General features: G+C 44.9%; 21 protein-coding genes and 2 pseudogenes. 13 read left to right on the plus strand and 10 right to left on the minus strand.

Annotation, left to right across the window (positions count from 1 at the left end; translation table 11 throughout):
* Positions 1-117: 117 nt before the first annotated feature.
* Positions 118-894, minus strand: coding sequence for an HAD-IIB family hydrolase (locus M3661_RS28680; RefSeq protein ID WP_251490572.1), 777 nt, complete (start codon positions 892-894; stop codon positions 118-120).
* 64 nt (positions 895-958) lie between these two features.
* Positions 959-1,600 carry a LysE family transporter gene (locus M3661_RS28685; RefSeq protein ID WP_142547037.1) on the minus strand — a complete coding sequence of 214 codons (642 nt, stop codon included), beginning with the start codon at positions 1,598-1,600 and terminating at the stop codon, positions 959-961.
* A 110-nt stretch (positions 1,601-1,710) separates the two neighbouring features.
* Here M3661_RS28685 and pdxR point away from each other — a divergent pair, with 110 nt between their 5' ends.
* Positions 1,711-3,198, plus strand: a complete 1,488-nt coding sequence (gene pdxR / locus M3661_RS28690; protein ID WP_251490575.1) for a MocR-like pyridoxine biosynthesis transcription factor PdxR — start codon at positions 1,711-1,713, stop codon at positions 3,196-3,198.
* 275 nt (positions 3,199-3,473) lie between these two features.
* Positions 3,474-4,322, plus strand: a complete 849-nt coding sequence (locus tag M3661_RS28695) for an HAD family hydrolase (RefSeq protein ID WP_251490578.1) — start codon at positions 3,474-3,476, stop codon at positions 4,320-4,322.
* 7 nt (positions 4,323-4,329) lie between these two features.
* On the opposite strand, the gene M3661_RS28700 is transcribed toward M3661_RS28695, so the two are convergent.
* The 3 genes from M3661_RS28700 to M3661_RS30915 all read right to left on the minus strand — a co-directional run bounded on the left by M3661_RS28700 (position 4,330) and on the right by M3661_RS30915 (position 5,966).
* Positions 4,330-5,220, minus strand: coding sequence for a LysR family transcriptional regulator (locus M3661_RS28700; protein WP_142547034.1), 891 nt, complete (start codon positions 5,218-5,220; stop codon positions 4,330-4,332).
* A 26-nt stretch (positions 5,221-5,246) separates the two neighbouring features.
* Positions 5,247-5,600 (minus strand): DUF4260 domain-containing protein, encoded by a 354-nt coding sequence (locus tag M3661_RS28705; RefSeq protein WP_251490581.1) that lies wholly within the window; start codon positions 5,598-5,600, stop codon positions 5,247-5,249.
* 273 nt (positions 5,601-5,873) lie between these two features.
* Complete coding sequence (locus tag M3661_RS30915) at positions 5,874-5,966, minus strand: putative holin-like toxin (RefSeq protein ID WP_397376566.1); 93 nt, start codon at positions 5,964-5,966, stop codon at positions 5,874-5,876.
* A gap of 415 nt (positions 5,967-6,381) precedes the next feature.
* Between M3661_RS30915 and M3661_RS28710 the strand changes: the two genes are divergently transcribed.
* Positions 6,382-7,434: a YeiH family protein gene (locus M3661_RS28710; RefSeq protein ID WP_251490585.1), complete on the plus strand. Its 1,053-nt coding sequence runs from the start codon at positions 6,382-6,384 to the stop codon at positions 7,432-7,434.
* A 216-nt stretch (positions 7,435-7,650) separates the two neighbouring features.
* On the opposite strand, the gene ald is transcribed toward M3661_RS28710, so the two are convergent.
* From ald to M3661_RS28725, 3 genes are all read right to left on the minus strand, one after another.
* Positions 7,651-8,781, minus strand: a complete 1,131-nt coding sequence (gene ald, locus M3661_RS28715) for an alanine dehydrogenase (RefSeq protein WP_021255757.1) — start codon at positions 8,779-8,781, stop codon at positions 7,651-7,653.
* Positions 8,782-8,966: 185 nt separating this feature from the next.
* Entirely contained in the window at positions 8,967-10,256 is a 1,290-nt protein-coding gene (locus M3661_RS28720; protein WP_251490588.1) for a PucR family transcriptional regulator, read from the minus strand.
* Positions 10,257-10,381: 125 nt separating this feature from the next.
* Positions 10,382-10,633 (minus strand): hypothetical protein, encoded by a 252-nt coding sequence (locus M3661_RS28725; protein WP_251490591.1) that lies wholly within the window; start codon positions 10,631-10,633, stop codon positions 10,382-10,384.
* 565 nt (positions 10,634-11,198) lie between these two features.
* Between M3661_RS28725 and M3661_RS28730 the strand changes: the two genes are divergently transcribed.
* Complete coding sequence (locus tag M3661_RS28730; RefSeq protein WP_251490596.1) at positions 11,199-11,981, plus strand: ran-binding protein 10; 783 nt, start codon at positions 11,199-11,201, stop codon at positions 11,979-11,981.
* 87 nt (positions 11,982-12,068) lie between these two features.
* A pseudogene (locus M3661_RS31095) lies at positions 12,069-12,240 on the plus strand (Acb2/Tad1 domain-containing protein); the annotation flags it as partial.
* A gap of 43 nt (positions 12,241-12,283) precedes the next feature.
* On the opposite strand, the gene M3661_RS28735 reads toward M3661_RS31095, so the two are convergent.
* Together M3661_RS28735 and M3661_RS28740 are read right to left on the minus strand one after the other, a co-directional pair.
* The gene (locus M3661_RS28735; protein ID WP_251490599.1) at positions 12,284-12,979 is read right to left on the minus strand and encodes an ABC transporter ATP-binding protein; all 696 of its coding nucleotides are present in this window, start codon (positions 12,977-12,979) and stop codon (positions 12,284-12,286) included.
* A gap of 74 nt (positions 12,980-13,053) precedes the next feature.
* Complete coding sequence (locus M3661_RS28740) at positions 13,054-14,769, minus strand: alkaline phosphatase (RefSeq protein WP_251490632.1); 1,716 nt, start codon at positions 14,767-14,769, stop codon at positions 13,054-13,056.
* Between the two features lie 368 nt (positions 14,770-15,137).
* Here M3661_RS28740 and M3661_RS28745 point away from each other — a divergent pair, with 368 nt between their 5' ends.
* From M3661_RS28745 to M3661_RS30920, 8 genes and pseudogenes are all read left to right on the plus strand, one after another.
* On the plus strand, positions 15,138-15,746 hold the full coding sequence (locus tag M3661_RS28745) for a hypothetical protein (protein ID WP_251490602.1): 609 nt from the start codon (positions 15,138-15,140) through the stop codon (positions 15,744-15,746).
* A gap of 17 nt (positions 15,747-15,763) precedes the next feature.
* Positions 15,764-16,420, plus strand: coding sequence for a hypothetical protein (locus tag M3661_RS28750; RefSeq protein WP_065293264.1), 657 nt, complete (start codon positions 15,764-15,766; stop codon positions 16,418-16,420).
* Between the two features lie 5 nt (positions 16,421-16,425).
* Entirely contained in the window at positions 16,426-16,986 is a 561-nt protein-coding gene (locus tag M3661_RS28755) for a hypothetical protein (RefSeq protein WP_251490605.1), read from the plus strand.
* A 25-nt stretch (positions 16,987-17,011) separates the two neighbouring features.
* A complete protein-coding gene (locus M3661_RS28760; RefSeq protein ID WP_251490617.1) occupies positions 17,012-17,299 on the plus strand; it encodes a hypothetical protein in 288 nt (95 codons plus the stop codon).
* Between the two features lie 189 nt (positions 17,300-17,488).
* Complete coding sequence (locus M3661_RS28765; protein WP_251490620.1) at positions 17,489-18,856, plus strand: stalk domain-containing protein; 1,368 nt, start codon at positions 17,489-17,491, stop codon at positions 18,854-18,856.
* 666 nt (positions 18,857-19,522) lie between these two features.
* Positions 19,523-20,914, plus strand: a complete 1,392-nt coding sequence (locus M3661_RS28770) for an AAA family ATPase (RefSeq protein ID WP_251490623.1) — start codon at positions 19,523-19,525, stop codon at positions 20,912-20,914.
* Positions 20,883-21,827: a DUF4435 domain-containing protein gene (locus M3661_RS28775; RefSeq protein ID WP_251490626.1), complete on the plus strand. Its 945-nt coding sequence runs from the start codon at positions 20,883-20,885 to the stop codon at positions 21,825-21,827. Before M3661_RS28770 ends, M3661_RS28775 begins: the two co-directional genes overlap by 32 nt.
* Before the next feature lie 408 nt (positions 21,828-22,235).
* Positions 22,236-22,706 (plus strand): annotated as a pseudogene (locus M3661_RS30920) (IS3 family transposase); the annotation flags it as partial.
* Between the last annotated feature and the right edge of the window lie 277 nt (positions 22,707-22,983).

The raw sequence follows: 22,983 nt of genomic DNA on the forward strand, positions 1-22,983 counted from the left end.
AAAAAAGGTCGAGTTAAGGGGAAAACCAATTCTCCTTGGACTCGGCCTTTTGTTTATTTGTTTTATTCGAATAGCGGGAACTCCTAGCGCGACTTATCAATCACAAGCTATACCTTGCTATACGCGAAGAGGAATCCCATTCCCGAACGCCAGCTCTTCGAGCTTAGCGATAATGCGATCTTCGGTATCGCCGCCAACTGGAATGCTGCACGATGCGTGTGGAAGCAGCTTATCGAAGCTGCCAATGGCAACAGCGTATCCAGCTTGCTCGAACATCGGAATATCGTTCATATCGTTGCCGAAGCAGACGAATTGACCAGGATTAATCCCGAATGAACGCAGAGCAGCCATTTTGTTAACTCCAACGTTGGTCATGTCCAGAATGCCTTCCGCAGAGTGATAGTGAAGCGTTGTCTCCAATGACTTAAGCTTTTCTGTGAGTTCCTCTAAGCGATTGCTGCCTAGAACGAGAATTTTAATGGTGCTTTGAATTTTGTTCATCGGTACATGAGCTGCCAATCGCAGGGGATCGACATTGAACAGGAAGGGATGTGAATCCTCCAAGTTATGTGCATAGTTCCACTCATCGTCTACGAGATATGAAGCCCCATATTGCTCCAGCAAGCTCATGATTGTATCTGAAGCTAATTGGGGAAGCGGGCTGCTTGCCAGACGCTCTCCCTTGAAATAGGTCATGGCACCGTTGGCGCCGATGAGCAGGTTTTGGTGAAAGCGTTCATCGAGCACGGGCAGCATATCCCGACACGGGCGGGCAGACGCGAAGCCGACGACATGTCCAGCTTCTTGAATGTGTGCCAAGCAGTCCATAATTGGTGCAGAGACCGGCTGTCCTTTGAATGAAATTGTACCATCGATATCGAAAATGAAGTGCATGTGTGATTGTCTCCTTTGTATGTATAAGATAATCGCTAGTTGATTTAGCGGAAGTGATAAGCATTTAAAAGAATGAGAGGGCTTGTTGGACGGCGGAATAGCCGAAATAGATGCCGAAGCCAATAAACACAATCCCTGCGGCAATCGATACGTATTGCATAAGGCGTGGCGTGACGGCTTTGCGGCTGACATGAGTCACGATTGCGACGAACAGATCCCATATGAGAATACCGATAATGATCGCACTGCTGTACAGCAAGGTATCCTGCTTGCCTATTACATCTATGGTCGATGCCATTACCGAGCCGTATATGCCAATCCAGAATACGATGTTAAGCGGGTTGGATAACGCCAGCAAGAAGCCCGATAAAAAAGAAGAACCGACATGCTCCTTCTTGGCATCAGAATCTGTGATCTGTACTGTAGATTTAGCCTCGCGAATACTCTCATATCCAAGATACAGCAGCAATATGAACCCTGCAATCCATAGAATCAGTTTGGCGAGCGGCGTTGTTAGGAACGAGGTGGCTCCATAATAGATAAGCAGCATGAAGATGACATCTGTGCTCATTGCGCCAAGACCTAAGAACCAAGCGTTCCAGAATCCGTTTTTTAACCCAGCCTTAATCTGTGCAATGCTGATTGGGCCGACGGGGGCTGAGAGAGACAGCCCGAGTAATACATAGCTGAACCATACGCTAGCCATCTGATCTTCCTTCCTGTCATTACGAAATAATGGTATTATTGTACTGACTATCTGTCCTGTTGATAAGTGGCAGATTTATAGATTTGGATGGGGACAGAGGTGAAATGTATATGCTTGAACTGACACCGCATATCGATGATCATGCAACAGAGCCGAAGTATGCACAGCTGTACAGTTATATTGCGAAGCAAATAGTGAACGGAACGTTAGTAGCAGGTACGCGTCTGCCTTCGATCCGAACACTGGCTGTTCATTTGCAGGTGAGCCGCAATACGGTTGAGGCAGCCTATCAGCAGTTGATAGCAGAAGGGTATGTGGAGAATCGCTCCCGAATTGGCTTGTTTGTCATGCCGATGGAAGGGGATGTGAAGCATGCAGAGTGTAGGGATAGAGGATATGACCGAGAGCTAGCAGGAGGGTTCACAGGAGCGCTTGAACGAGAGCTGACGCAGCCATTACCAACTTCTGTTTCGCTGGAGGACAGGGATGGATCTGATAAGGATGCAGAAATTGAGATTGATTTCCGCCATGGCAATGTAGATAGGGATAAGTTCCCGTTAATCGTATGGCGGAAGTTAGCGAATGATTTGTTTCGACATAGGCAGGATGAAGCTCTGCAGTACGGACACCGTCAGGGCGAAGCGGGATTGCGGAGGGCCATTGCTCAATATCTGTACCAATCAAGGGGAGTGCGCTGCACGCCGGAGCAGATTGTGATGGGAGCCGGCATCCAGCAGCTGCTCATGCTTATCTGTCAGCTGATTCGTCAAGATACGCGTTCGATTGCGATGGAGGAGCCGGGATATGACGGGGCGCGGGCCATATTCTATCATCATGGCTTCGAGATAGACCCGATTGCTCTGGAGGCTGAAGGCATATCTGTACAGCAGCTAAGGAAACGGAATGCTGGTGCGGTATATGTCACGCCGTCGCATCAATTTCCACAAGGCATGGTGATGTCTATTGCGAAGCGGATGCAGCTGCTGCAATGGGCGAACGAGAGAGGAAGCATTATTATCGAAGATGATTATGATGGAGAGTTCAAGTACGGTGCGAAGCCTGTCCCTTCACTGCAAGGGCTGGATGGGCATGGTCGGGTCATCTACGTTGGAACGTTCTCCAAGTCTCTGCTTCCTTCCATACGCCTAAGCTATATGGTGCTTCCTCCATGGCTGCTAACGCGGTATAAGCTTGAATTCTCTGCTTATGAGCAGACGGCTTCGAAGCTGCATCAGATGACAATGGAGCGATTCATGACAGAAGGGCATTGGGACAAGCATCTGCGGAAAATGCGCAAGCTGTATCAAGAGAAGCACAGCACATTACTGACAGCCCTTAAAAAAGCAATGGGCGATCGAGTCCGCGTAATTGGTCAGCAATCTGGACTTCACATCGTGCTTCAAGTGAAGCACGAACATCATGAGCAGCAATTAATTGATGCGGCAAGAACTGTTGGAGTCAAGGTGTATCCGACCTCGACTTATCGAATTCAGCAAGAAGCAGACGAGATGCCCTCCTTGCTCATTGGCTTCGGTGGACTCAGTCTGCACCAGATAAGAGAAGGTGTTGAGCGGCTGAGCAAGGTTTGGTTCGGATAATGGTTTAGCGGTTGCCTTTTTATCAAAGGAATCATTATATCCTTATATTCATATTTACTTTGCGCAAGGCTGAGGGCTGTAAAGCAGCTAGCATACTAGCACAGTAGAGTAAACTTAGTGTGCTTTGTATTAGCAATTAGCAGTAGAGTAAACTTAGTGTTAGCACCTAGCAGTAGAGTAAACTTAGTGTTAGCACCTAGCAGTAGAGTGAACGAAGTGTTGGCATTTGGGGCTTGTTATGCTTGTTGGGCAAGGGATAGGGAAGGAGCGAGCGGATGAGCAGCTGGGTTACCTTTGATTTAGATGGGACATTGATGCAGAATCCATTTGCTGCATGGATCTTTCCGGAGATTACAAATGTTGTACGGGAACAATTGCAATTGCGTACGGATTTGGAAGCGTACGATGACACGAGTTTCGATATGGGGAAGCTTATTCATGCGGAACATCGGAAGCGAATGGAAGCTGGTGAGACAGTTGCAGCCTACGATTGGGACGATATGGTGAGAGTAGTCCTTGCTGAACTCGGTGTGTCTCCAAGTATAGATATTCAAGTAGAACAACTCGTACGCAAGCATGCAGAGCCGCCGACGAAGATCTATTTGCTCGAAGAAGGGGTGAAGACCGTTCTGGAGCAGTTGAAACAGGATGGCTATCGATTGGCGGTTGCGACGAACGGATACTATAAATATCAATATCCTGTGCTCAAAGCGCTTGGCATTGCCGCATATTTCGAGCTTATCGTTACACCGGAGATTGCGGGCGGCGGCAAACCTGATGCGCATATGCTTCGTGCTGTCCGTCAGCATGGTGCAATCGCTGCACATGTTGGGGATCGGCTGGATCATGATGTGTACATGGCGAATCAATCTGGAGCAGCTTCTATCCTGGTAAACCGTAAGCTTCCACAGGAACTGCATCAGCTCGCTCCTGAACAGCGCGTGCATGAACAGATCTTCTTGACGCTATGCAGGCAGCAGCTTCAGCGGGAATGTCAGAGCTTACACAAGGAGCTGTTCGGGGATGACGAGTGTACAGTACTGCCGGCGCAAATTAGACCTGATTTCGTCATCCACAGCATGATTGAGCTTCCAGCATGCTTAGCTGCATTAGCGGCCAGATAAGATCGGATTACCGCATTTGGAAATGCCTTACTTGGTCGATGAACATCGTCATGGCCATCGTGGCAGAAGCGTTATTGTCCTGAAGAATGTGGAACGCTCGCTTGACGCTCTTGCCCTTTACATGCACCAAGCGTAGATCACCATGCTCTTGCTCTTTGCGAATGACCCAATAAGAGAGCATTGCAATCCCGAGTCCGGCCATGACAGCTTCCTTGACACTTTGACTGCTGTTGAATACATAGGAACGCTTGATGTGCAGCTTCAGATCGCTCATGAATTGATCACTGTACGCCCTTGTACCCGAGCCTTGCTCACGCAGCACCCATACCTCGTCATGCAGCATGCGGGGCTCGATGGTGGGCATGGAAGCAAACGAATGGTTTGGAGGTACAACGAGCACCATCTCATCCTCCATGAACGGAGTGCCGAGCTGAAGATCTGTATATTCGATTTTGCCTTCTACGAGTCCGATGTCCAGCTCATTCGCACGTACGGACTGTGCAATTTGCTCCGTATTGGCTACGGTTACTTGAACATCTACGCTCGGGTATTGGCGTGCGAATGAAGCCACGATGCGTGGCAATATATATTCTCCGATTGTGAAACTGGCTCCGATGCGCAGCGATCCGGTCACCTCATCCCGCAGCAGCCCGATATCCTCGCGTGCCGCTTCATAGCGGGCGATCATCTCCTTCGCATGCTTATATAATATCTCTCCAGCTTCGGTCAACTTAACATGCTTAGGCGAGCGATGGATGAGCTGCACTCCGAATTCCTGCTCCAAGTTGCGGATATGCTGGCTGACGCCAGGCTGTGAGAGATGGAGCAGTTCTGCGGCCCGCGAGAAATTACGCTGCTCCACGACCGTTACATATACCTTCATTGTATCTACGATCATTTGGCTAACGATCCTCCGTTGATTCTTTACTTATATAGTCGGTTAAAATGAGTATCTTTAAATGTTGTCGTGTACTTTAACCCAAATCCAAACATGCGATCCATTCCAATATGGGCCGTCCATATGATCCCCACTGCTAAGAGAGTCTGACTGGATAAGAGGATTCCACACATCATGGTTCCGAGCGTCACACAGTAGGTATGAAATACATTATAAATAATTGCCCCTGCTTTATTACTTAGTATATATCCGATCATGGATACATCAGGAACAAATAGCAAAACAAAAAACAACAGCCAGCTAAAATGATAGTAATCGTAAAAATAGATGCATCCTAACAATACGGACAACCCTTCTAAATGTAAGATTGCTTTGCTCATGTTCAGTTCATGATCCTCCATTCTTGATGTCGAAGTTATACGTTTACCTGATCATAGCCTGACAGCATAAGTTTGGGCAGAAGCAGTTCTTAAATGGTAGGTGTTATATTTCAAGTTGCTAAGCTGCAGCAATCAGGTATAATATGTAATAACAGCGATACAATGAATACAGGGATCGTGCTACCAACACGATCCCTGTACAACAGCCGCATGTAAGAACGGTCGGCTGCAAAGGCGGACATGAAATAGACCGATACCTTGCTATGGGGCGGTCTATTTCCGTTTATGAAACGATAACAGCATCACGATAAGCGTACCAAAGCTAATCATTAGCGTTAGTGCTTCGAATACTGTCAAGGGGATCACCTCCCGTCAGGGAGACTAGCCGACCGCCCTTAATGCCGAATCAATTGTACTCAAGTATCATACCATAATTTGCTACAGTCAGAATATATATTTGAACATTCATTCGAACACAGTAGTCTAGACTACCCTTAATATGAGACCATTCAAGCACCTCTAAGGACAAGTTCTTATATCGGATGATATAAAGAATGCCTTGGGGGTATTTTTGTATGTAACTTAAGTATGCCTGGCGAATGGTTAATGTCGGACGGCACATAGAGGCACCAAATTGCTCCTCATGTTATAGATAAATATACCGACAATAAGTTTTCCTTATGCTAGGGATTGCATATCCGTATTTCCCCTCACGAGCGAAGCCATATATAGTATTCATCGTAAGCATCAGGTTACACCTGCTTAGAGACGGGGGATGGATATGAATAACGGGGAAGTTCTTCTGGCCACCAAGCCGAAGCGAAATAAACAATATAGAGGATTTGCGCTCGGCATCGCGCTAACGCTCATTATTGCGGTTGCAGCGAAGCTGCTTGCGGGATTGCCTTTCCTTAGTATCATGGGACAGCTTGTGATCGCCATTCTGATCGGTATCGCGTGGCGTGCTGCCATCGGGGTGCCGCAGGAGATTGTTGCAGGAACGAATTTCTCCAGTAAAAAGCTGCTCCGCCTCGGCATTATCTTGCTCGGGATGCGCTTAGACCTTATGGATATAGTACGTGCAGGCCCTAAAGTATTCATGATGGCGGTAATCGTCATTGTATTTACCTTGTCGGTCGTATATGGACTTACGAGATTGTTCAAGGTTGATAAAAGGCTCGGTATATTGACAGCGTGTGGAACCGCGATTTGTGGTGCGGCGGCTGTGGTAGCGATAGCGCCGCAAATTAAAGCCAAGGACGAAGAAACGGCAATCGGTGCAGCGATGGTTGCGATACTGGGCACTATTTTTACATTAGCATATACATTCTTGTTTCCGGTACTTGGCTTGTCGGATAACGGATATGGGATCTTTGCCGGTGCGACATTGCATGAAATTGCTCATGTCATTGCAGCAGCAGATCCAGGGGGCAGCGCAGCGGTCGATATGGCGGTCATTGTTAAGCTTACGCGTGTAGCCTTGCTAGTTCCTGTCGCTATTCTGATCGGCATCTGGTCGTCACGTGAGAGCCGCAAGGAAGCAGGAGCAGGTGCTCGGACGGAGAAAGCCAAAGTACCGATTCCATGGTTCATCCTTGGATTCCTGCTCGTCAGCGGGTTTAATTCACTAGGGATCGTTCCAGAACAGATTGCAGGATATATCGTCATTGCGGCCTACATGCTGATTGCCATGGCGATGGCGGGGCTCGGCTTGAATGTCGATCTTGTCTCGTTCCGCAGACTTGGGATGAAGTCGTTCGCGGCGGGATTCATTGGTTCCATTCTGTTGTCCCTGCTAGGCTTTGGGCTGGTGCATGGATTCGGCTTAGCGTAATGCATAATGAATGAAATATGAAATACGTAAATGAAAGAGGTCAACATGCCAATTATGCATTGGTTGTTGATCTCTTGTGTTTTCTAAGCTTGTATAGGCTTGTTCATTTCCAAAAAAAATAGACGCCCAATTGCTGAGCGTCCCACATACAGAACATGGAATATGATATCTCCTGAGGGGGAGAGGAAACCCATTTGTTGCCGTACAATCCTGCTATTAAATCACACTTGCATTATGGAGCGCCTCTTCGACAGGCACGTACGGAAGTGCGAGGTCGCGGGCTACAGCTTCGTATGTGATCGCTCCGCCTGCAGTATTGACGCCGCGCATAAGCGGCTGGCTGTTCTGCAATGCTCTGCCAAGTCCGAGGTTCGCGATGCTTAATGCGTAAGGTACGGTAACATTCGTGAGCGCCATCGTTGATGTGCGTGGAACAGCACCTGGCATATTCGCTACAGCATAATGAACGACACCGTGCTTGACGTATATCGGATCGTCGTGAGTGGTAATGCGATCAACCGTTTCGAAAATACCGCCCTGATCGATGGCGACATCGATGACAACAGAACCAGGCTGCATGGAACGAATCATCGCTTCCGTTACGAGCTTCGGCGCTTTAGCGCCCGGTATAAGAACTGCACCGATGACCAAGTCGGATTCGGCTACCGCTTCGGCAATATTGAGTGGGTTCGACATTAAGGTATTCACACTCGAGCCGAATAGATCATCCAGCTGGCGCAGGCGATCTGCGTTCATATCGATAATGGTAACATCTGCTCCAAGACCTACTGCGATCTTGGCAGCGTTCGTTCCGACAACACCGCCGCCAATAACCGTAACCTTGCCGCGTCGTACGCCAGGTACTCCGCCAAGCAGGATTCCGATGCCGCCATGCGGCTTCTCGAGGAATTGTGCCCCAATTTGGGCTGACATGCGGCCTGCCACTTCACTCATTGGTGTGAGCAGAGGCAGCGTGCGATTGACTTCAACCGTCTCATAGGCGATTGCAGTAACTTTATGTTCGATTAATGCGCGAGCCAGTTCAGGCTCAGCCGCCAGATGCAAATATGTGAATAAGATAAGCCCCGGGCGGAAGTAACCGTACTCGGATGATAAGGGCTCCTTCACCTTCATAATCATATCGGCCTGCGCCCATACCTCAGCAGCACTAGGAATGATAGTAGCACCTGCTTGTTCATATGAGGCATTGTCGAAACCGCTTCCAATTCCAGCGTCATGTTCAATGATGACACGGTGGCCAGCTTTATGGAATGCTGCTACACCAGCAGGGGTGAGCGCAACGCGATTTTCATTATTTTTGATCTCCATGGGAACTCCGATAATCATTGCTTATCCTCCTCAAATATCCTGAACCTGTTTGGTTATCCAATTAAAGTATAATTCGTAGCTCCCGTCAGCGCTTTGTCGTCAGCTCCAAAAAAAATACCCTGTCCTTGTGTAATTCCCACAAAGCCAGGGACAATTGCGTATCGGGTAATCGATCGCAGGGAAGGTTGGCAACGGATGACGTGTTACGTAGATTCGTTGTCCTTGTTTATCGTTGCCAATCGATGCAATTTTAATTCCAAAAATAGCGACATCTTCTCATCCATGCTGTCGACATCGACACCGCCGACTTCTGCAATGCGCTTTAATCGGTACATGAGGGTATTCGTATGAATATGTAAGGCTTCCGCTGTCTTCTTCACATTGCAATCATAACGAAGAAATTGTTCAATGGTATGCACGAGTCCGCTTACATGCTCGGCATCATACATGCGCAGCTTCTCTAAGCCTATATGTTGAAATGTCTGCTGTGTTCCTCGTGCGGCAGAATGTGCAGTATGCTGTTCGATCAATAAGGGCAAATGACGGTAATAACCGAGTTCGCCATAGCTATGTACAGAATCTAATTCATCGGAGAATGCTTTTTTTAGATTGAGCGTTGTCATGGCTTCTTCATAGCACCGTGATACGAGCAGGAACGAGGAGGATAGAGTGCTTGCTCCGCTGCGAACTGGTGAGGCGCCGAATCGCTGCTTCATATGCAGTATAAGCTGTTGACACGGTTCCTTGTACAGATTGGCAGAGCTATTTACATGTGATGACAGCACGGGCGCAGACATCATAATAAGCCGATCATGATCAATGACATGAAGCAGCATGCGCATATGCTGAGTTGTTTTGAGCGTGTAATGAATGTGACGATATAACTTCTCTTGGATAGGTGTACTGAACTGTATCATCCATATGAAATATTCAGGAGGGAACGAAATGCCGAGTCGTGCCGCATGCTCCCGAATGGCTTGCTCTGAGGTGTGGTGTCCGGTTAAGAGCTGCCAGAAGAAATCATGCTTATGCTGATCCTGGCGTCTGCTGTGCAGCTGATGCTGCATTAACTTGGCCTTGGCAGCCTGAGCAGCTTGTGACAATGTCTGGAGAGCTGTTTCTGGCAGCGATTGTTCACTGTCGAGCACCCATATATAGCCGATAATGTCCTGTTGATGACGGATGGCAACCGCCAAGCGATTGCCGAGGCCAACCTCGTCGATATGTTGGATACGTATCGGTTCTAGACTGGACATGAGCCGCTGCATCGTGCCGTCTCTCCATAATGCGCTGATGACTTGCTCAGGGACGCGCCGTCCGATAATTGTTGCGATCCTTGCAGGATCCGTGCCGGGTTGATGCGTGCTGTAGGCAAGCAGCTTATGTCCGGCATCTTCAATTGTGACAGGGCAATGAAGCAGATCACTGACCAAATCCGCAACTGCTTCTAAGCTGTCAAAATGCTGTTCGAACAGCTGGTTCATTTCATTCATGCACATGGCTCCTCAACAGTAGGAAGATCATGACTATTTTAGCATGAAATCCATCTGGCCGACTACATCGGACAAGGTCGAATGACCTACCATTTGCTTTGGGGCAGCTGTCCAAGTACGTTTCATTATTTTTTGATTTCTTTGAAAGAGGTATCGTATAACCGGAACATCGTCTTGTAGCCGGACTCATCGATCTTAATGCCAACATCCAGCGTACCCGTCAGTTCCAATGCGCCGGACGTATAACGAAGTTTGGTGTCGGAAGGAACGAATGCCATCATGATTTTGTTCCAGTACGTTTCGTCGCCATTGTCGAAGGGACATTCTGCACCTGGTGCCGGGATGAGCAAGAACCAGTGTTTATCGAATGACAGCACTTCTCCCATATATCCTTTAATCGTAACCTGCTGACCGGAGAGATCCCAGAATTTGTCCGACGGCGTGTTTTGCTTCTCATTATCGAAAAATTCGGACCACTGCAGCGTACTCGAATAGGCAGGTTTCGATTTTGAAGCAGTGGTGCTGGAATTCGCTTTATTGGCGTTACTGCCGGTGGTGCTGTTGTTTGCATTTGCTTTGTCGGTGCTAGTGCTTCACCGGTCTTCGTATAATGCCGACGATTGGATATCCTTGATAGGAGTCGCCAGCCGTCATCGCATACGCATGAGTAAGCTCTGATTCTTTCAGCACATCATGCAAAACCTGTTGACCTACCAATTAGCGAGAAAACATATAGGAAGTTACGGTGGAACGCTGTAAGAAGAGTTGCTGTGGCATTAAATATAATAGTCTACAAATGATTTTTTTAAGTCGGTTAATTGCCGACTTTATTTTTTTATAGAAGTATTTGTAATAAATTAAATAATAAGTAAACATATGTTTAGACATTCATCCATAATCATTGTATTCTCGTAGCAGTTGATATTAAGGAGAGATTATTAAGTGAAAAAACATCTAACGGTTTTATTGGTATTGGTCTTGTTAGTAGTATTCCCAATCTCGGCATTTGCTAGCAGTAAAGTCGACACTATGGAAGGTTTAATGCCGCCTAAAGGTACGACGGTAGTAGATAGTAATAACCTTGATAATGAAACAGCTATGAGAGTGATTGATGGTGATTTAAACACTCAATGGGGCCCCACATCCGACTTCTTTTCTGGAAGTTTAGAAATCACGTTTCCTCAAGCACTAACATTGAAGTTTGTACAAGTTGCAGGAAATGCGTCTCCAATGGATAATGTAACATATCAAATATTTGCTTATAAAAATGGAACATGGGAAGCAATAAGTAAGAAAGAAGAAAGATGGGTAAGTGACAATGCCACTGATCCTATCAGCGTAACTCCGGGCAATTATGAGAAAATAAAAATTACTGTTAACGGTTATAGTTCTTGGGTTGCTATTAAAGAAATTACGTTTGGATACGAATTAAATGAAGTACCTGATCCAGAAAAACCTCAAAAACCAGATCCAACGCCTACTAATGGAGACAGAGCATTATTAGTAGTTACCATGACAACTGGTTTGGAGAAAGAGTTTGATCTAAGCATGGATGAGGTTAATGCCTTTATCGCATGGTATGAAAATAAACAAGCTGGCTCGGGAACAGCTTCCTATGCAATCAACAAGCACAACAATAACAAAGGGCCATTCAGTGCCCGTAAAGACTACGTTATCTTCGATAAGATTTTAACGTTTGAAGTGAATGAGTATACGACCAAATAAACTTAATGCCGCTCCTATGGGGCGGTTTTTTCATTTCAGCCAAAAAAGGACAGTAATAGAGAGCAACTCAATTACCACGCGCCAAAGCACGCGCCAAAGGAAGGGCAACCGGAAAAGTACACGCTATCCGAGAGAAGGCAAAAGAATTGACGAACGTGATTGACGAACTTGTCCAAACAGCCGGGAGAAGTCATTAGCAATGACTAACCTAGAACAAGCGATGATGTGGGCTAACGCCTCTATCGCACGTAACGAGTAGCTACAAGACAACACTAACCAATAATGGGGGTGGTGGTGATGAACTAATGACTAGAGCAAGAAGCCCAAAAAGGATGTACAGCAAGCCGGTTAATGGCGGAGATATGAAGCTGCTTCGGGTACTGTGAAGCCAAGTGCTGGTCATGGGTGACTGTCAGCAAGGTTGAACCTTCTTCCTGCGCCAGTTGGAGCAGGAGATTCATCGTAAGCTGTGCCGTATCGTAATCGAGACTTCCGGTTGGCTCATCCGCTAGGAGAAGGGAAGGGCGATTAATCAGGGCACGAATAATTGCAACCCGCTGCTGTTGACCTCTCGACAGCTGCCCTGGAAGATGATTCAACCGATCCTGCAAGCCGACACGCTCGAACCATTGCTGAATATGCGAATGCCGTGCCCGTCCATGCAAGCTGCCATCGTAAACCAGCTCAATATTTTGCTTCGCAGATAGGGAAGAGATGAGATGGAAGTCCTGAAAAATAATGCCCACATGCTTCGCACGAAAGTGGTCGCGTTCCAGTTCTGTCATCTGGTGCAGAGGCTCATTGCCGACCTTACAGGTTCCTTCATCTGGAGCGAGTACGCCGCACAGCAGGTACAACAAAGTGCTCTTGCCGCTGCCGCTAGGGCCTAGCAGCGCAATTCGATCTCCTTGTGCAACATGCCAATGTGGAATATCGAGAATGGGAAGAAGCTGCTGTTGATTCCGATAGGACTTGCGGACCTGATGAAGCTGTATCATAGAATCACCTCATTTAGTAAGGAAAGGGCAGGATGACACTGTCACCCCACCCGTTCACATTCGTATCGATTTGATTATTTCAAAATGATGCGCTCAGACAAGGAATCCCACTTCAATGCTTTGCCAGTCAGCTTGCTGAATGCGTCAAGATCCACGTAGAGGACATTGCGATCCAATTCTGCTGGAATCGAAACCGCTTTGCCGTTCAATGTAACGGAAGATCCGTCTTGAACCTTCAACGTCGCCTTGTCCTTCGTAAATGTAGTCGTTTTCGACGCGCTATCATTCGTTACTTTAATTTGCAATGCTTGTGCCAGCTTCACAGCAGGGAAGAGAACCTTGCCGTCACGGCTTACCTTGAATTTCGGATACAAGTGCTTGCTTTGCAGCCCGGCAGTTGCTTTCTTGAGATCCAAGCCTTGCACTTTCGCGATGCTTGTCGCAATTGCTGTGTTATCAATTTGACCTTTTACATATTCCGCAATTGGACCGTATGCCCATACGCCTACATCTACCGCAGAGTGGCCGTGTCCAGACCAGCCTACCAAGTAGCGCTTCGCCATCACCTGATTGAATGCGCCTTCTTGCTTGTAGGAGGAACCGTCGCCTTGCATGATGTATTGAGCTTCTTCATCCGTGATATCTGTGAAACCTGTATGTTTCTTGATTAATTCCTTCACTTCGTCGGTGGATGCAGCTTTTGCAAGCTGTGGCCCAAGAAGCTCGGAGGAGATCTTTTGCTTGTCCCAAGTATCTACATTCAGTTCATAGATGTTGTCACGGGACAGAGAGAATCCGCCTGTCTCATGATCGGCTGTAATTACGATGGAAGTGTTGCCGTCCTTCTTCGCGAAATCAAGAGCAACCTTCACAGCTGCATCGAAATCAAGCGTCTCTTGAATCATAGCGCCCAGATCATTCGCGTGGCCTGCATGGTCAATACGTCCGCCCTCAATCATCATCGTGAAGCCTTTCGGATTCGTAGAGAGAGACTTGATTGCTGCAGATGTCATATCTGCAAGGCTTGGAGTCTCAGGCTTGCGATCGAGCACGTAGTCCACATGGGAGTCGTGGAAGAGGCCAAGAACCTTGCCGTTTTTCGAAGTTAACGATTGCAGGCCCTTTTTGTCGTAAACAACTTTATAGCCTTTTTTCTCAAAATCAGGGATGATTGTCTTGTCTTCGCGCTTGCCCTTCTCCTGCTTGCTTACGAATTGACGCTTGCCGCCTCCGAGCAGAACGTCAACTGCACCTGACTCTAAATATTGGGATGCGATAGCATTTTCATTGTCGCGATTGCGAACATGGGATGCATAGACGGCAGGTGTCGCATGTGTAATACGAGCTGTCGTTACAAGACCAGTTGATTTGCCAACAGCCTTGGAAGCTTCGATTACGGAAGCGAATGGCTTCGAGATATCTTCATTCGATACGCTGATTGCAGCGTTGTATGTTTTGTTGCCTGTTGCAAATGCAGTACCCGCAGATGCAGAGTCTGTTACTTCACCGGATACGATCGTGTCTCCGTCTTCGCCCTTGTCAGCGAAGGTTGTTGCTTGACCCACATACAGGCTGTCCATATATAAGGATGGACGCTTCAGCTTGTTCTTGGAGTAGATTCGTGCGGCAGATACTTGTGCAGGTCCCATGCCGTCACCGATAAGGACGATGAGATTTTTTGAAGTGGGCTGTGGCTTCGCTGCGCCCTTAGCGAGTACTGCATCGGATTGCATAGCTCCGAATGGCAGCATGAGAAGCGCCAGAGTCGTCACCAGCGACTTGCGTAACATTTTATTCAACCGAAATCCCTCCAACCAAGTATGTAATTTACATTTTTATTGTAGTCAAGGATTGTTAGCGATTGTGTAAATAAATGTAATTGGAAAATTAAATAGGCTTGTATATTTTGTAAATCCTTATTGCGATCTTTGATACGCCTATGTCCGGCCTGAATAGCAGTAGGTCATAAGATTCGCTTTTATGAGTAGATTTAGCAAATGAAATGTCGCATGTGTGGGTATGGGCAGCTAGTTGTGAGTAATCGAACAGAAATGGGACGTAAGACCTGTAATGATAATCAGGTAGTCCATTGATTGTTCATCGTATAATACCTATACTTGGTAATGATTTGGTAAAAAAGCGGGAGGAGAACGACAACATGGAGCGTTTTATAGATCCCCTTGGCCTTCCTTTTGGGTTTTATGCGATATTGCGTCGGAAAGAGCAGGTTGCCGTGAAGTGCCCGAAATGCACTGGCTTGGCCTACATCTCTAGAGGAGAGCAGGGAGTCGTAGTGAACTGCACGGCATGCTTCCATCAAGAGAAGGAACCGGAAGCTCATCGGTATACAGCCAGCGGAATGTGCACGGTGTGCGAGAGATGGTTCAATGAAGAGGTTACCGATCACAAGCAGCAGACACATAAGGCAGTGCGTATCGCATGCCCGCATTGCTCAGTTGTGAATCAAGTGCCTATACGTAAGATTGCGGCCTATTCAGGCTGCTACTTGGATTTTCGAAATGAACGGGATCCGATCTTTCAATTGGAGCTGTACTACTTGGATTATTTCCGTGGGAAACCGGTATGGGCGGCCAACCGAGAGCATCTGAATTATTTGATCAGCTACATATCGGCAGAACTGCGTGAGAAGCCAGCTGCTGTCATCAAGCGCACGGCTTCACACTCGGTGCCCAAATATATGAAAGAAGCGAAGAACCGAGAAGCTATCGTGAAGCTGCTTCATAAGCTGCAGCGTATAGATATGTAATTGGATAAGGAGGCATCATGAGTAAACTCAAGCTTAAATTGACCATTGCACTAGTCATTATTGTTATTCTGAGCATTCCTGCTTACTTTATTGGCCGATCATTTGGTGTGTTTCAAGGCGAGGTCGTCTTAAGCAAGTATGCGTTAGCGATTGAGAAGGACGGCAAAAGGTATAATGCATGGCCTCTTCTTAACTTTAATTCCGCAATGGATAAGAAGGGAGAAGAGCGGCAGTTTTATTATCAGGTAGATACAGGAGACTTGGATGAATTGTTTATGCTGGCGTACGGCCAATATGAGGTGAAGTCCTCTGAGGAGAATCCCTTTTTAGACGGCAAAATTAAGTATGATAACGAGCGTGTACATGCGTATATCAAAACAGTTCCGAAGTTTGAAAATGCCAATGACTACACGAATATGTATGAATTTTTCGATGACAAAGGAAATCATGTATATACCTATGATCCGTCCGCTCCCATGGACACGGATTATGTGAAGGATATTATTCATGCTGGCATGTCGCGGACATCGGCAGGTGGGGGAACTACGGAGGCCGTCGATCGTTACATCAATGTGACGAAGCTGTTCAAGGATAAATTAGATATTACGGTAAAGCTAAAGGTTGACGATGATAATCGTATTGTAACGATCGTGATGACACGAGACAGGACGTGAGGATAGTGACGAATCAGAATGAATGCAGACAAGGCCCTGCTTATTTGGACGGGATTGCAATCCCAGAGAAGCCTGCGGCATGGCATGAGGTAGAATGGACAGGAAGGCTGGCTATTGATGGTGGAGCGAAGAGGTTCCATATTTTCTATTATGGAGAGCTTATCGATGATCTGATAGCGTCGACGGACTTTGCACCACCGCTCATTCTTGCTGAAGATCCAGCAACGGGGAAGCGCTATGTGCTGTTCGATGGATGCAAGCATGGATATGATGCGATGCTGTGCGATACGTATACTGTGGAGCAGCATAATGAACGGAAGCCGCTGCTTCCTTATGTCGATGGGGACGGAGAGGATGTATTCGAAGTATTCGTAACCGTCTATTACAATGTCGACTGGGACGAGGAATTCGAAGAAGAAGTGGATGAGGACGGCAAGCTGGAGCTGATAAGCGGAGAGAAGTGCGACTTCGCTGAGGCGAAGCGCAATGGATACGACGCGATCAGTATCACAATCGTGAACTCGCGCGGCCGCAAGACGGAAATTGCTCAAGAAGAGCTGGCCTAGCCAGGATAAGTAGAGAGTAGCGGCCATGAGAAAATCAACGGTTTGTGTACTGCTGGCATTCCTTTTCGCAGTGGGAGTACTGGTCGGTGGGGGAAGTTATTATTTGCTGCTGCAGCCCTCTGTTCAGGATATGTTCTTGACTCGACCGTCCATGATCGTGTTGTTTATCGGCTGCGTTATCGGGATCGTGGCCTTGGTCGGGAGTATGGTGAAAAGGCTTTTAGGTTCAGAGATGTTTATGTTGTTTTTAATCGGAATTGTGCTCGGATTCGTTGGAATCTGGATTTGGGCGATGAAAGGCATGCTGTCGTAAATCGCTAGGATGAACCATGGTCTAGTACATGCATATATGTGGGTATGAACAAATGAGTTAGTAAAAAATGGAGATAACCTTCTGTGCAACCTTTCGATCGAGTGTCCCGTCTGAGTGTGTGAATCAGCTGAGATATCATTGCGCAATGCGTCACCACACAACGAACCATTCGAGAGGAAGTAGACACCTATGAAGAAGACAACCATTGCAACTACCGTAGCATTAGCTCTTGGATTGATGGGCGCACAAGCGTATGCAGCCCCAGCGACACAACCAGTCGACACGAAGGCTGTTGCAACGAACATGGAAGTGAAAGACTTGGGCACGAATTTCTACGATAAATATGTGAAGCAGTTCGTATATAACGAGAAGGGCGACATCGTAGGTACAACACGTGGTGCTTCTCTGGATAAAAAATGGGTACATAACGTCAGCTCTCAAACATCGGTAACCATTAACGGTAAAAAGGTATCCAGCCAAGTGAAGGTGGACGGCAACCATATTCTCGTACCAATCCGTACGGTAACAGAAGGACTGGGCTACAAGCTGGATTGGAATAACAAAGACAAATCGATCACTGCAGTTAAGGGAGACAAGAAGGTTACGGCCGTGTTGAACAAGGATGAGTATGGGCAAGCGAAGGATGTCCTTCATCTGGGAAAAGCAGCATTGCTCAAGGATAAGCAAATCTATGTTCCACTGCAATTTGTAACAGATGTGCTGCATGCAGGTGTGACGATGGATGCCAATGGGCATATTGATATTCTTCAAATTAACCAGACTCCGCAGGATTCCTTCGGCGGCATGCATTGGGTACTCGTCGTGAATGGCGAAGGACTGGGCGTAGATAAGAAGGATATATACACAACCGAACACAACGTCATGGTACCTGTTGAAGAAATCGGCAAAGCACTCGGTTACAAGATAGAGAAGAACGAGAAGACTGGCGCATACGAGTTCACACGCGCTGCCAAGTGGATTGCGCTGAAGGAAGGCGACAAGAAGGCATCTGTAGGCAAAATGCTCGTCGAATTGAAGGAAGCAGCAGCTGTGAAGAATGGCAAGCTGTACATGCCAGTTGATTCCCTTGGCGACGTATTCGGCGTGAAGTTCGGCATCGACCCGACTGGCGTAATCGGGATTGGTGAAGGAACAGAAGGGAAAGAAGATCCAAACCAAACTCCACAGGACTCCTTCGGCGGCATGCACTGGGTGCTTGTCGTAAACGGTGAAGGTCTTGGAGAAATATCGAAAGAAGTGTTCACGACTGAACACAACGTCATGGTGCCAATCGAAGAGATCGGCAAGGCGCTGGGCTACAAAGTGGAAAAGAACGAGAAGACAGGCGCATACGAGTTCATGCGCGGAGCAAGATGGATTGCGCTGAAAGAAGGCGACAAGAAAGCCTCTGTTGCTAAAATGTTCGTCGAGCTGAAGGAAGCACCAGTCGTGAAGAACGGCAAGCTCTTCATGCCACTCGACTCCATGCAAGACGTCTTCGGTGCCAAGTTCGGCGTTGATCCAACAGGCGTTGTTGGGATTAGTGATCAGAAGTAAGGTGATTGTTACTATCTGAGGCTATCGCTTCAGTTTAGATATAAGTAAGTTTAAAAGATAAATAGATATAGAGAAGATAAATAGAAGATAAGATAAAAGGTTAGAATTATGGATGAGTCAAAAGACACGCTAGATGTTAGGGGGATGTCCCTAGCTGCTGGCGTGTCTTTTTGTGTTGGGATAGGAGATGGGGGCTATTTTAGGGTAAGGAGATAATGATTTTTATAAGTATGTCAAATAAATGGTATAAATTACATGGAAAAATAGTTCTGTGAGAGAGATAATTGGTGAGGGAATTGCGAAGTTTGTAAATATATTGTACAAGATATTAGTGTAGAATCTGTAAATTTTAAAACAATTCATTCTTAGTTAATTTAAATCTAAAAGGCAGGAAAGATGAAGATCATTCGCACTGAACCGTATCATAAGTAGTGCGAAAAATATTGTTGTTGATATGGTTAATCACTTTTGATATTAAAATTTTTAATTCCAAAGACTCAGATGCAGTTCTTTTTAACTAGAAATACCGCTGACTTCCATGATATGGTGTGGTTATAAAAAAGGAATTTATAGGGGGATTTATCTCTAATATGTGTAACTGGTGGGGAAGAAAGTTATTGTTTTTTAGATAGTAAGTTTTAAAAATTCTTAAGGGTGGTGTATTGATTGACACAAGACAAGAAGGTACCAATAAAAAGGTTTTCAATTTTTGGGCTGTTTGGTTCGCGAGATGTGGAAATCCCGTTTAACTCAAACGTTAATATTCTGATTGGCGAAAATGGCTTGGGTAAAACAACAATTTTAAATGCAATCTATTATACACTAACCTGTAAATTTTATAGACTGGGATCGATTCAGTTTGAAAGAATTCGAATCGAATTTTCATCAGGACAAAGAGTAGAAATAAATAAGGAGAATCTATCTTATTATATGGATAGTGAAATCAATGATCGATTTCACAGCAATGGAGTTATTGATTATATTGAGCAACATCTATCTGAAGGTGAGAAAGAGGCACTATATAATCATTATCATTACCAGAGTGAAGATGTTAAGCATAGAAAAACATTCCAAACGTTAGTTTATAGAATTAGTGAGAAATCCCCATATGCGCCAAGCATGATTCACCGAGCGCTGCTCTCAATGTTTGAGAGTAATAATCGCCAGCTAGAAGAAATTAAACTAAAAATAAGAAAAGAAATAAAAAGTGACGTTTTATACTTTCCAACCTATAGAAGAATTGAAGAAGAACTACATAATTTGGGTACCGGAAAAATTGAGCTCAATAAGGATGATAAGCGACTAATCCAATTTGGTATGGAAGATGTTCAAGAAACATTTAATAAAGTGATACTAAATATAAAAAACTCTGCTCTTGATGGATTTTCGTCTATAACAGGGGAAATGTTGAGTCAGTATGTTGATGGCTTAAATGAAATTGATGAGGAAATTAAGAATAGAATCCAACCAGATATTTTGAAAATTATCTTAGAACGTGTAGGAAAAAATATTGACCCAACATACAAGGAACGAATAATTGATCTTGTAAACTCCAAGGAAATTTTCCATAAGGAGGAGCAATACAAGTACTTAATTAATTTCTTATCTAATTTGATAAAAAGTTACGATCAGCAAAAGAATTTAGATAATCTCATTAAGGGATTTGCAAGTGTTTGTAACGGATATTTGAATGCAAAGAAAGTTGACTACAATGAGAGTAAGGTTGAAATAAGTGTAGTTCAAAAAAATGGGCAGGAAATAGGATTAAAGAACCTTTCTTCAGGAGAGAAGCAAATAATTTCACTATTCGCAAAAATCTTTTTGGAATCTGAGAATGATGTAATAGTTTTATTTGATGAACCAGAGCTTTCTCTTTCTATTGAATGGCAAAGAATGTTGCTGCCTGATGTGTTGAAATCTGGAAAGTGCTCTATGTTGCTTTCTGTAACCCACTCACCTTTTATCTTTGAAAATGAATTAGATTTATTAGCAGAAGATATGAACAGATATGTGAGGGATAGAATATATGACGAGAATGGAAAGACTAAAAGAGAGTAGAAAAGGAGCAACTGTGGCTTTCACCACATTTACACGTTTGAAAGCTAGACATGATACAGATTTATTTTGTTGTTTTGAAGGTGATGATGTAAAGTATTATGGATTAAGGATAGAACATATATTGAATATTGATATTGATAATGTTCATTTCTTAAATTGTGGAGGGAAAAGTGAAGTACTCAAACTTTTTGAAATGATAAATAAAGATAGCTACTATAGCTCTGTAAAAATCGCTTATTTTGTAGATAGGGATTATGACTCTGATATACCAGAGCGCTTCCACCCGAAGGTATATCAAACTCCTTGCTATTCTATAGAAAATTTCTATACTACACTTACAACTTTCAAGAAAATATTAAAATATGAATTTAATATGACAGAAGATAATGAAGATTATAAAGTATTATTATCACTTTTTATCTCAAGACAAGAAGAGTTTCACAAAAAGACAGCAGCCCTGAATATTTGGTTGTGGTGTCAAAGAGACCGCTTTAAAGAAGGGTCCGCTCATAGGCTAAATCTAGATAGTTTTAACTTGAAAAAAATAGTCCAATCGATTTCTTTGCGTGAAATTACAGCTGATTACGACATTCCAAAATTAATGGAAATTTTTCCTAGAGCTGAGCACATTCCAGAGGCCGATTATTTGTTAAAACAAAAAGAGGTTACTGGTTTAAAAGCACAACAAAGATTTCGTGGGAAATTTGAAATTGATTTTCTTTTTGAATTTATTGAGTCAATAAAAATGGAATTTACATCGGAGACTCCTCTGATTAAAAAACATGTAGGAGTAAAAATCAATCAAAGTAAGAAGAATTTAATTTCGGAATTAAGTCAATATGCATCAACACCAGATTCGTTAGTTAAATACTTACGACTCATATATCCCTTAATTGAAAACATAACAGCGTGAAAATAGACATGGTTCTCATGAAAAATTTATTAGATGCTGCCTTAATGGATAACCGACTCTAAATATGCCATCTAGCGAAATCCAGTCGGTAATTTCGCTCTTTTTGCAGATATTCTTTACCTATGCAATAATGCATATTACCCGAAAAGGGGCCTCATCATATGCAGCCGCTGATTTAAAGGCACGTATTTAGTGCTCTTACAGCGGCTTTTTCTATGTTTGTTCGGATTTTCTTAAATTGGATTAAAATTAATTGATCTCATAAACACCTCATCAAATTGTGTATTGGATCGGCTACACTTACTTGGACAGAAAAAATAAGGGCTAGTAGAATAAGAGCAATACGACAAGGAGCGGATCTATTTGCCAAAACAAAGACGTACCTTTACTCATGAGTTTAAGAAACAAATGGTTCAGTTATACCAGAATGGAAAGCCAAGAGCAGCTATTATAGATGAGTACGAACTAAGCGATCTGCCTTAGATCGTTGGATCAAGCAATATCAGCAGTCAGGTTCATTCTTAGAGAAAGACAATCGCTCTGCTGAAGAGAATGAACTTATTGCATTACGTAAAGAAAATGAACGCTTTAAAATGGTGGTTGACATTTTAAAGCAGGCAGCGCTGATCATGGGACGAAAGTAAGTGTCATCAGACGAAATCTTGACAAATACTCGGTATCAGCAATGTGTGACGTCCTGCAAATCGCTAGAAGCAAGTAAAACCAAAGCAGCAGGAAGACGACATCACAGAACCCATCATTGAAATATTCGATAAAAATCGGAGAGTATATGGCACTAGAAAGCTTAAAGCTAAGCTTCATGATCGTGGGCTTATCGTATCCAGGAGACGAATTGGCCGTATCATGAAGGCACAAGGCTGTTTATTGCATACTAAAAGTGCCTAAAATTGCAGCGCAAAAATGCTCAAGCTGAATGCAAAAAGGCACTTGTCAGCCCCTTAAAATCCTCCTATCGTTAGGTTTGCTGAGAACTTAACAAAGGAGATGGAAGGATGCTGAAAATGCCTCATCAGATTTTTACGTGAAGCAGAAGGGTGTTCGGTCAGAGATATTGCTAGACAGATGGGCATCCACTGGCGGACGGCAAAGAAGTATGCAGATCAGTCCGACTGGAATGAATCTACAGGCAAGAGAA

The sequence above is a fragment of the Paenibacillus sp. MER 180 genome (assembly GCF_023713665.1).
Lineage (GTDB): Bacteria > Bacillota > Bacilli > Paenibacillales > Paenibacillaceae > Paenibacillus_B > Paenibacillus_B suaedae.

Bases quoted from the DNA above. Each gene is read 5' to 3' on its own strand.
- M3661_RS28765 (WP_251490620.1), top strand. From the start codon at position 17,489: ATGAAGAAGACAACCATTGCAACTACCGTAGCATTAGCTCTTGGATTG.
- M3661_RS28775 (WP_251490626.1), top strand. From the start codon at position 20,883: ATGACGAGAATGGAAAGACTAAAAGAGAGTAGAAAAGGAGCAACTGTG.
- M3661_RS28735 (WP_251490599.1), bottom strand. From the start codon at position 12,979: ATGATACAGCTTCATCAGGTCCGCAAGTCCTATCGGAATCAACAGCAG.
- M3661_RS28685 (WP_142547037.1), bottom strand. From the start codon at position 1,600: ATGGCTAGCGTATGGTTCAGCTATGTATTACTCGGGCTGTCTCTCTCA.
- M3661_RS28680 (WP_251490572.1), bottom strand. From the start codon at position 894: ATGCACTTCATTTTCGATATCGATGGTACAATTTCATTCAAAGGACAG.
- M3661_RS28710 (WP_251490585.1), top strand. From the start codon at position 6,382: ATGAATAACGGGGAAGTTCTTCTGGCCACCAAGCCGAAGCGAAATAAA.
- M3661_RS28720 (WP_251490588.1), bottom strand. From the start codon at position 10,256: ATGAATGAAATGAACCAGCTGTTCGAACAGCATTTTGACAGCTTAGAA.
- M3661_RS28740 (WP_251490632.1), bottom strand. From the start codon at position 14,769: ATGTTACGCAAGTCGCTGGTGACGACTCTGGCGCTTCTCATGCTGCCA.
- M3661_RS28705 (WP_251490581.1), bottom strand. From the start codon at position 5,600: ATGAGCAAAGCAATCTTACATTTAGAAGGGTTGTCCGTATTGTTAGGA.
- ald (WP_021255757.1), bottom strand. From the start codon at position 8,781: ATGATTATCGGAGTTCCCATGGAGATCAAAAATAATGAAAATCGCGTT.
- M3661_RS28745 (WP_251490602.1), top strand. From the start codon at position 15,138: ATGGAGCGTTTTATAGATCCCCTTGGCCTTCCTTTTGGGTTTTATGCG.
- pdxR (WP_251490575.1), top strand. From the start codon at position 1,711: ATGCTTGAACTGACACCGCATATCGATGATCATGCAACAGAGCCGAAG.
- M3661_RS28695 (WP_251490578.1), top strand. From the start codon at position 3,474: ATGAGCAGCTGGGTTACCTTTGATTTAGATGGGACATTGATGCAGAAT.
- M3661_RS28750 (WP_065293264.1), top strand. From the start codon at position 15,764: ATGAGTAAACTCAAGCTTAAATTGACCATTGCACTAGTCATTATTGTT.
- M3661_RS28700 (WP_142547034.1), bottom strand. From the start codon at position 5,220: ATGATCGTAGATACAATGAAGGTATATGTAACGGTCGTGGAGCAGCGT.
- M3661_RS28760 (WP_251490617.1), top strand. From the start codon at position 17,012: ATGAGAAAATCAACGGTTTGTGTACTGCTGGCATTCCTTTTCGCAGTG.